We start from the raw sequence: 7,435 nt of genomic DNA on the forward strand, positions 1-7,435 counted from the left end.
TCCCAGAAGGGGTATTCACTCTATGAGAAATGCTGTGATCCTCGGTCGTCGGCGCAGTGGCTTCACGTTGATCGAACTGCTCGTGGTCATCGCCATCATCGGCGTCCTGATCGCCTTGCTGTTGCCTGCGGTTCAGGCGGCCCGCGAAGCGGCCCGTCGGGCTCAGTGTACCAATAACCTCAAGCAGCTTGGTCTGGCCGTGGCCAACTACGAATCGGCCAACGGCGTCTATCCCGGGGCCTACCCCGGCAGCCGTTACCCGGCCCCCAACGAAAAACAAGATTCGGGATGGGGGGTCTGGAGCCCGCACATCATGCTGCTCCCCTTCCTGGAGCAGCAGGCAATCTACAACGCCTTCAACTTCTACACCACGGCCCAGGAAGACGAGGGGGCCATGTCCGGTCCCTTCCAGGGGACTGCCGCCACTCAGCGGATCAACGCCTTCCTTTGCCCCTCGTCGCCGCTTCCGGTGGGGAACTACTGGGGCTTCGGTTCCTATCCCGGGCCGAAGCGCTACCCGGGCAATAACTACTTCGCCTCGGTCGGGGCCAGCCTTGCGCCCTGGTCGACCGCCAGTCCCAACGGGCTGTTCATGATCATGAGTCACGGCTCGGCCTCGCCGATCGCCTCCCGAGACGTGCTCGACGGCACCAGCAACACGGTTGCCTTCAGCGAGTGGCGAACCGGAGACTTCATGTCCTCCAAGCTCTCGATCCAGGACGTCATCAACCTGCGGGCCAATCGACCCAGCGGGATCGGCGAATGGAATAATCCCAACAACAACATGCCGACCGGTGCCGGCGTGATCGACGATTTCCTCCAGGCCTGCGCCGGGGCCGCGCCGGCCACCATCGGGACGGGTGACAACAAGAGCGGCCTGGGTCGAAGCTGGCTGGAGGGTCAGCTCGGCTGGACGCTCGGTACCATGATGCTGGCGCCGAACCCCAACTTCCCGAACTGCAACATGCTGCCCTGGGGCGGCGATTTCGATGGCCCGGGCATGATCAACCCGAGCAGCTACCATCCGGGCGGGGCGAACGCCGCCTTTGCCGACGGATCGGTCCGCTTCCTCAAGAGCACCACCAATCGCGTGGTGATCTGGTCGATCGGATCCCGGAACGGTGGAGAAGTCATCTCCGCCGACTCCTTCTGATCTCCGCCATGACCGACGACCGGTGCGCGACGGCCGGGGCCTTGCCCCGGACGGTCGCGTTCCGGACGGTCGACCCGCCGCGAGGCTGACGGCCGATCCCGGAGCCCGGTCGACCCTCGCATCGGACCCCGCCTCATGACTCAAGAAGCCACCACCCATCCCACGGCCTTGCCTGAGCAACCCGCCTCGCCGAGGCATCGCCGCCGTCCCCTCCGCCTGGCTCTCATCCTGGTCACGGTCCTCGCGGTCCTCGCAGGTGGTCTCTGGTCGGCCAACCGGCTGCTCCGGAATCGCCAGGCGCGTCAACAGGACGAGGCCGCCATCCATCGTGGCCGAGTCTTCCTGGAGCAGGGGAACCCCGCTCTGGCCTTGCAGGCCGTCAATCGCGTGCCGGAGCAGAGCCCGGTCCTGGCCGAGGCGCTGACGGTCCGGGGGCTGGCGCTGGTCGCCCTGGATCGGATCGAGGAATCGCGCCTCACCCTGGAACACTCCCTGGAGATCGGCCCCGTTCAGCCGATGGCGGCCAAGGTGCTCGCGGCCATCTACTTCAGCCGGAGCGAATCGGACCGTGGCCTCGATTTGCTGACCCTGGCGGCCCAGGTCGACCCGGCCGACTTCCGACCCTGGTTCGCGATGGGAGACATCTACCAGCGACTCGGCAAGCCGGCCGAGGCCGCCGAGTCCTTCGCCGAGGCGCTGGAACGCCGAGCCGACGACCGGGGCTCGCTCCTCGGCCTCACGAGTGCCCTGCTCGATCTCGGCAACGCGGAGGCGGCCACCCCCCACCTGGAGGCCCTTCTGCAAGCGACCCCCGAGGACTCGCAGGTTCTGGAACTCGCCGCGCGTCATGCCCTCGATCTTGGTCGGCTGCCGGAGGCCCTTGCGTATGCCGACTCCTGCCTGGCGATCGCCCCGGAGCGGGTCGATGCCCGATTGACGCGCTCCCGCATCCATCGCGCCGCCGGACGCCCGGACGCGGCCCTTGAGGATGCCGAGGCGGCCGTCCGGCACGCACCGAACCATCTGGGCGCCCTGAACCTGCTCGCCGTGACCGAGGCCGCTGCGGGGCTCTCGGAGCGCGCGGCGGTGTCGTCGGCCCGGCATCGTGATCTGGCCGCTCGTCTGGAGCGGCTTCACGAACTGACGGCGCAGATTCAGGCCCAGCCGGACGACCCCGAACCCCGCTGGCAGCTTGGTCAGGAAGCCATCGAGGTCGGCGAGCGGACCCTCGCCGAGCAAAGCTTCAAGGCCGCCTTGGCCATCGATCCCACCTGCCAAGCGGCGATCGACGGTCTCAACCGGCTCGGCCTGGCGACGCGCGGACCGTCCTCGAATCCCCTGGCGTTTCCCTGAGCAGGATCGGCTTGGCGTCGGTGGAAGCGACCCGCTCATGGTGAAGGGTCTCCCGAGGCATCCGACCCCGGCCGGGTACAGACGCCCTGACCGAGCCGGTCCTCCCTGACCCGGATCCAGTGGTCGGTAAAGAGCACCCCCTGACCCGAGTCCACGGTGGGCATGTGGCAATCAATGCACCCGGTCGGGGCCGCGTCGAAGGGAGCGGTCTGCGTCGGCGTTTTGTGGCAATTTATACAAATATTCTCATAAAATTGATGGTCTGGTTGAGGTCGGTCGTGGGGGTTGTGGCACGAGACACAGCTGAACGTTCCGTGGCTCTCGGTGTAACAGGGCGACTGCATGATTCCGACCGGCTGAAACCGGGCGAGCTGGAGGTTGTCGGGCCGGATGATGCCCGGGGGGGCCTTGCTGGGGTGGCGGTGGCAGTCGCCGCAAAGTCTCATCTGCTCCTCGGCCGTCCAGGTGCCGTAGCCAAAGGGCATGGAAAGGTTGTCGTCACCGCGTCGAGCGGCTTCGATGTGGTGCCGTCCCGGTCCATGACAGCGCTCGCAGGTGACGTTGGGAATCATGGTGGTCAGATCGAGCTCTGAAGGGCCGGCGGCGGACGTGGTCGTCGTATGGCAGCCAAAGCATTTGAGCGTTTCTTCCGCAGTCAATTCATGACCCATCGCTCCATCCCGATCGAGGCCCGAGTCCGCCCGTTGTCCCGGAGTGACGGCAAGGCAGTTGCCTTCGGTCAAATGCGTCAGACGGTGCTCGAGCGCTCGGGGACGATCCGGCGTCGGGTCGGTCAGGGTCAAGAACGTGGTCGCGTGGTGGCCCGAACCGAAGGCATAATCGATCGGAATACGCTCGCATTCCTCTACTTCGATGCGTTCCACAGAGAAGCGATCGTCACTGAGAAGGTAGCTCCAGAGGACGCCTGGCCGTTCGGGATCTTCAACCGTCTGCCCGTCGAGCTCTCGGGCAATCTGCCGCTCGGTCACGGGGCGAATCGTGCGAGCATGCCCCGAGTTCGTGTAATAGGCATAGGCTCCGGGGTGGCACTCATTGCACGCCTGGGGGCCGACGTACTGCTCGTAAGACGTTGCCACGAACTCCGAATCGGGAACGTCTGCCGGGCCGTTTGAAGGCACGAGGATGGCGATGAGCCACGGAACTCCGATCAGGATCACAAGAAAGAGACCCGCGACCAGAATCAGATCGGTGATTCGTCCTTTGGGTTGGTCTGCCACGGTGATGATCCGGGTTGGAGCGATCCGAACACATTTCGGGAACTAAACGCAATGATCGGTGACCGGAAGACGGAGGGCCAGCAGGAAGCCCGCGAACCACTGCTCCGAAGGGATCCCATGACGGCCACGCGTTACCTTCAGGAGGCTTTGAGTGGAGGACCCGGCGAAGCGTCAGACCATTGTCGCGTCCTCTTCGGGAAGTTCGGTGTCCTTGGTCTCGGGGGCGATCGTTAGGAGGGCGATGCCGACGAGGAAGACGAGGCTGACGACGGCGACGGCCGGGCGAACGCCGATGGTCGCACCCAGGCCGCCGCGGACGAGAAGCATGACGGCGCCGAGGATCCGGCCGACGTTGAAGCAGAAGCTCGACCCGGTGGCCCGCAGGTGGGTGGGGAAAAGCTCGGGGAAGTAGATCGCGTAGCCGGCGTGCATGCCGACGACGAAGGCGGCCATCAAGGCGAGCAAGACCACGGTCGTGGCCAGGGTCGAGGCGGTCAGGAAGGTCAAGGGGACGAGAATCAATGCCCCGACGTGATAGAGCAGGAAGGTCTTGCGGCGGCCGATCGTCGAGGCCAACGGGGCGAAGGCCAGCAGGCCGGCGGCGCTGCCGGTCAGGGTGATGAGGGAGTAGACCTGGCTGGCGCGGGCCTGCTTCTCGGCGTCGGAGAGGGTGTCGCCGAGGACATCCTTGACCAGTTCGGGAGCAAAGGCGAAGACCCCCCAGTAGGTCCCCAGCCCCACGGCGGCCAGGCCCATGCCGATCAACGCCCTCGGCCGCCAGCGACGGTCGCCGAGCAACTGGCCGAGCGATCCGGCCGATCGCCTCGGAGCAATCGGCGCCGGATCATCACTCGTCGCCGGGGGGGCTTCAGACCCTTGAGTCACTCGCCGCCAGCGTTCCGGCTCGCGGAGGCTCAGGCGAATCCAGAGGACCAGGACGGCCGGGAGCAATCCGATCAAAAAGGCCCAGCGCCACTGGTCCGGTTCGGAGAAGATCCAGCCGGTGGCCGAGGCCAGCACGAGGCCGATCACGCTGGAGGCGTGGAAGGCTCCGCCGGCCCAGGCTCGCCATCGGGTCGGGACCGATTCGGCCACCAGGGAGGCCGCCACGGCCCACTCACCCCCGACGCCGATCGCCACGAGAAACCGCAGGGTGTGCAACTGCCAGACCTCGGTGACGAAGTAGGTCAGGGCCGAGAAGAGGGAGTAGACCAGGATCGTCAGGCCCATCGTCCGGACCCGACCGACCCGATCGGCGAGCATGCCGAACCCGAGCCCGCCGGCCGCCCCGCCGATCAGGAAGAGGGCGAGCGCCACGTTGCTGTGCCAGTCGATCCGCCCCCGGAGGCTCTCGGTCAGCTCGGCCCCCGGAGCGCCGCCGAGCAGCTCGCGGAGCATCGGCCCCTTGAAGACGGCGAACAGTTGCCCCTCGTACACGTCGAAGACCCAGCCGGCCGAGGCGATGGTGAAGACCAGCCAGGCCGACGTGCCGAGGCTTCGGGAGGATCGGTCGGAAGCAGGCTCAGGATGCGGCATCGTCGAGTCCGGAAGCAAAGGGAGGAACGGGTGCCGGGTTCGAACGGACAATCGCCCACATGATCGGCCATCAATGGTCCCCTGTCGACGGACCACTCACGGCAAGAGCGGCCCGGCCCGCCGACGCCCCCAGAGGGGGGCCGGTCGGAACGCCTCGGCATAGCGGACGCCGACCTGGAACCCCCGGAACCTCGCCTGCGTCTCGGCCAGGTCGGCCAGGGCATGGATGCCGCCGTCGGATCGAGCGGTCTGGCTGGCGTGGCAGGCGAGCATCCGGCGCTTGAGATCGAAGTGGTCGGAAATGTCCACATAGAGTGAGGGCTCAAACCCCGATCCGGCGATCGTGTCCATGAAGACGATCGCGGGAGGCCGATCGAGGCAGGCGTCATCTCCCGGATGCCCCGCCGAGGCCGCGAACCAGGAGGCCGCGGAGGTCAGCTCTCCCACGCGAATGTGGTCGATATGATAATCCTCCGGGGCATGGGTCAGGATGAGATCCGGCCGGGCCTTGCGGATGACCGCGACGAAGCGCTCGCGGGCCTCGGGCGTGTCGAAGACCCCGGCATCCTGGAAGTCGAGGAAGTCGATCGGGGCGCCGAGCAAGCGCGCGGCGGCCTCGGCCTCGAGCCGGCGACGATCGGCCAGGGCCGGGTCGGAGCCGGCCGGCCCCCCCCGGTCTCCCTGGCAGGCGACGGCCAGATGGACCGAGGCGCCGAGGTCGAGGAACCGGGCGAGCGTGCCGGCGCAGAGAATTTCGATGTCGTCCGGATGGGCCCCGATCGCCAGGACGCGACGGGGGAGGCCAGGAACGGTGTGATCGGTGCTCATCGGAGTCGAACCTCCACCGGCTGGGCGACCTCGTCGGTGATGACGAGCTCGGCATCTTCATGGAGTCTCAGGAGTGAGGCCGGGCAGCGTGCCGAGAGGGGCCCGTGGACCGCCAGCCGGACGACCCCCGGTTGCCAGGGACGGTTGGCGAAGACTCGCACGCGGCGGGCTCCGAGGATCTCCTTCATACCGATCGTCACCGCCCGCGTCGGGATCAACGCAAGCGCACAGCTCAAATTGACCGCCATGTGAGCCCGAGACGCAGGGGCCACGTCGAGCACCCGAGTGGACCGGGCGGCGAAGTCGTCGACCGAGGCGTCGGGCTCCGGCTCGTTGAACGCGAGGTGGCCATTGAGGCCGATTCCGCCGAAGCAGGCATCGATCCCGCCGGCCTGCCGGATGCGCTCGCCGATCCGATCGGGCGCGGTCGGGTCGGGGCAGATGCGCCGCTCAGGGCTCGGGGCCCGCTCGGGGGGCAGGGTGGCGAAGAACTCCCGATCCAGGAACCCGCGGAAACTCAAGGGGTGCTCGGGAGGGATCAAGCCGCCCGACGCATCGAGGAACTCGTCCATCTGAATGAGGGTGGTGCCCGAGAGGTCGAGCCCCTCGTCCTGGACGAGCCGGGCCAGATGGCGGTACTGACCGACCGGGCCGACCGGGACGATCAGGCAGGTGGGCCGCCCTTGCCGGGCGTTCTCGACCACCTCGGCGGCCATGACTCGGGCCATCTCCACCATCAGGGCCTCGGCGTCGCCGGCGATGCGGACCCGCACGCGGGACCCCTCGCCGAGCCGGTCCCGAGGAATTGTCATCACGTCCCAGAGGTTCATGGCGCCTGGCCCTGAGGGGTGGTTCGGGGGGAGCGTCGTGCGCTCGATCCCGGTGAGCCGCGCGAGAACGCGGCGGTCGATCCTGTGTCACGAGTGTTTCGAACCCCTTGAGGATCTTCAAGACGGTGCGCGGCTTCGGTCGGGACGGACGATCTCTGGGGATCGGCCCTTGTAGGGGCCAGATCAAGCGGTTGGATCAGAGCATCGGGCGCAAGGATCAGGGATGCCAGGGGGTGTCGGCGGGGGGCCGAGGGGCTTCGGCGGGGGAAAGGGGGCCGTCGGGATGGGGGACGGCGCCCGGGAATCGGGGTTCGGTGCGCGATGCGTCGGGGGAGAGGCCGGCCGAGGGACCGCGGCGCAAATCCCTGGAATCGTGGGGATTGAGCGGATCGCGGCGGTCGTTTGCGCCTGGGTGCGACGGTTCGTTTCGGGAATCGACCGGCGCGGGGGGCGGCTCGGGGTTTGGGGACGGTCGGGGGTTGAGTCCGGCGCCGGTC

At 67.5% G+C, this 7,435-nt stretch carries 6 protein-coding genes and 1 pseudogene; 3 read left to right on the forward strand and 4 right to left on the reverse strand.

The genetic code is table 11. The features are described 5' to 3' along the window. The first annotated feature begins 22 nt into the window (after positions 1 to 22). Both GA615_RS24885 and GA615_RS24890 read left to right on the forward strand, forming a co-directional pair. Entirely contained in the window at positions 23 to 1,153 is a 1,131-nt protein-coding gene (locus GA615_RS24885) for a DUF1559 domain-containing protein (protein ID WP_152054053.1), read from the forward strand. Between the two features lie 135 nt (positions 1,154 to 1,288). After that, positions 1,289 to 2,506: a tetratricopeptide repeat protein gene (locus tag GA615_RS24890; protein ID WP_152054054.1), complete on the forward strand. Its 1,218-nt coding sequence runs from the start codon at positions 1,289 to 1,291 to the stop codon at positions 2,504 to 2,506. Positions 2,507 to 2,541: 35 nt separating this feature from the next. On the opposite strand, the gene GA615_RS24895 is transcribed toward GA615_RS24890, so the two are convergent. From GA615_RS24895 to GA615_RS24910, 4 genes are all read right to left on the reverse strand, one after another. Continuing rightward, positions 2,542 to 3,744, reverse strand: coding sequence for a multiheme c-type cytochrome (locus GA615_RS24895; protein ID WP_152054055.1), 1,203 nt, complete (start codon positions 3,742 to 3,744; stop codon positions 2,542 to 2,544). Positions 3,745 to 3,915: 171 nt separating this feature from the next. Then, a complete protein-coding gene (locus GA615_RS24900; RefSeq protein ID WP_152054056.1) occupies positions 3,916 to 5,280 on the reverse strand; it encodes an MFS transporter in 1,365 nt (454 codons plus the stop codon). Positions 5,281 to 5,376: 96 nt separating this feature from the next. Next, positions 5,377 to 6,108: a PIG-L deacetylase family protein gene (locus tag GA615_RS24905; RefSeq protein ID WP_152054057.1), complete on the reverse strand. Its 732-nt coding sequence runs from the start codon at positions 6,106 to 6,108 to the stop codon at positions 5,377 to 5,379. Next, positions 6,105 to 6,881, reverse strand: coding sequence for a glucosamine-6-phosphate isomerase (locus GA615_RS24910; RefSeq protein ID WP_161602548.1), 777 nt, complete (start codon positions 6,879 to 6,881; stop codon positions 6,105 to 6,107). The genes GA615_RS24905 and GA615_RS24910 overlap by 4 nt, the downstream gene beginning before the upstream one ends. Before the next feature lie 280 nt (positions 6,882 to 7,161). Here GA615_RS24910 and GA615_RS28320 point away from each other — a divergent pair. Continuing rightward, positions 7,162 to 7,435, forward strand: a pseudogene (locus GA615_RS28320) (hypothetical protein); the annotation flags it as partial.

The organism is Tautonia marina (assembly GCF_009177065.1).
In the GTDB taxonomy this organism is placed as follows: Bacteria; Planctomycetota; Planctomycetia; order Isosphaerales; family Isosphaeraceae; genus Tautonia; species Tautonia marina.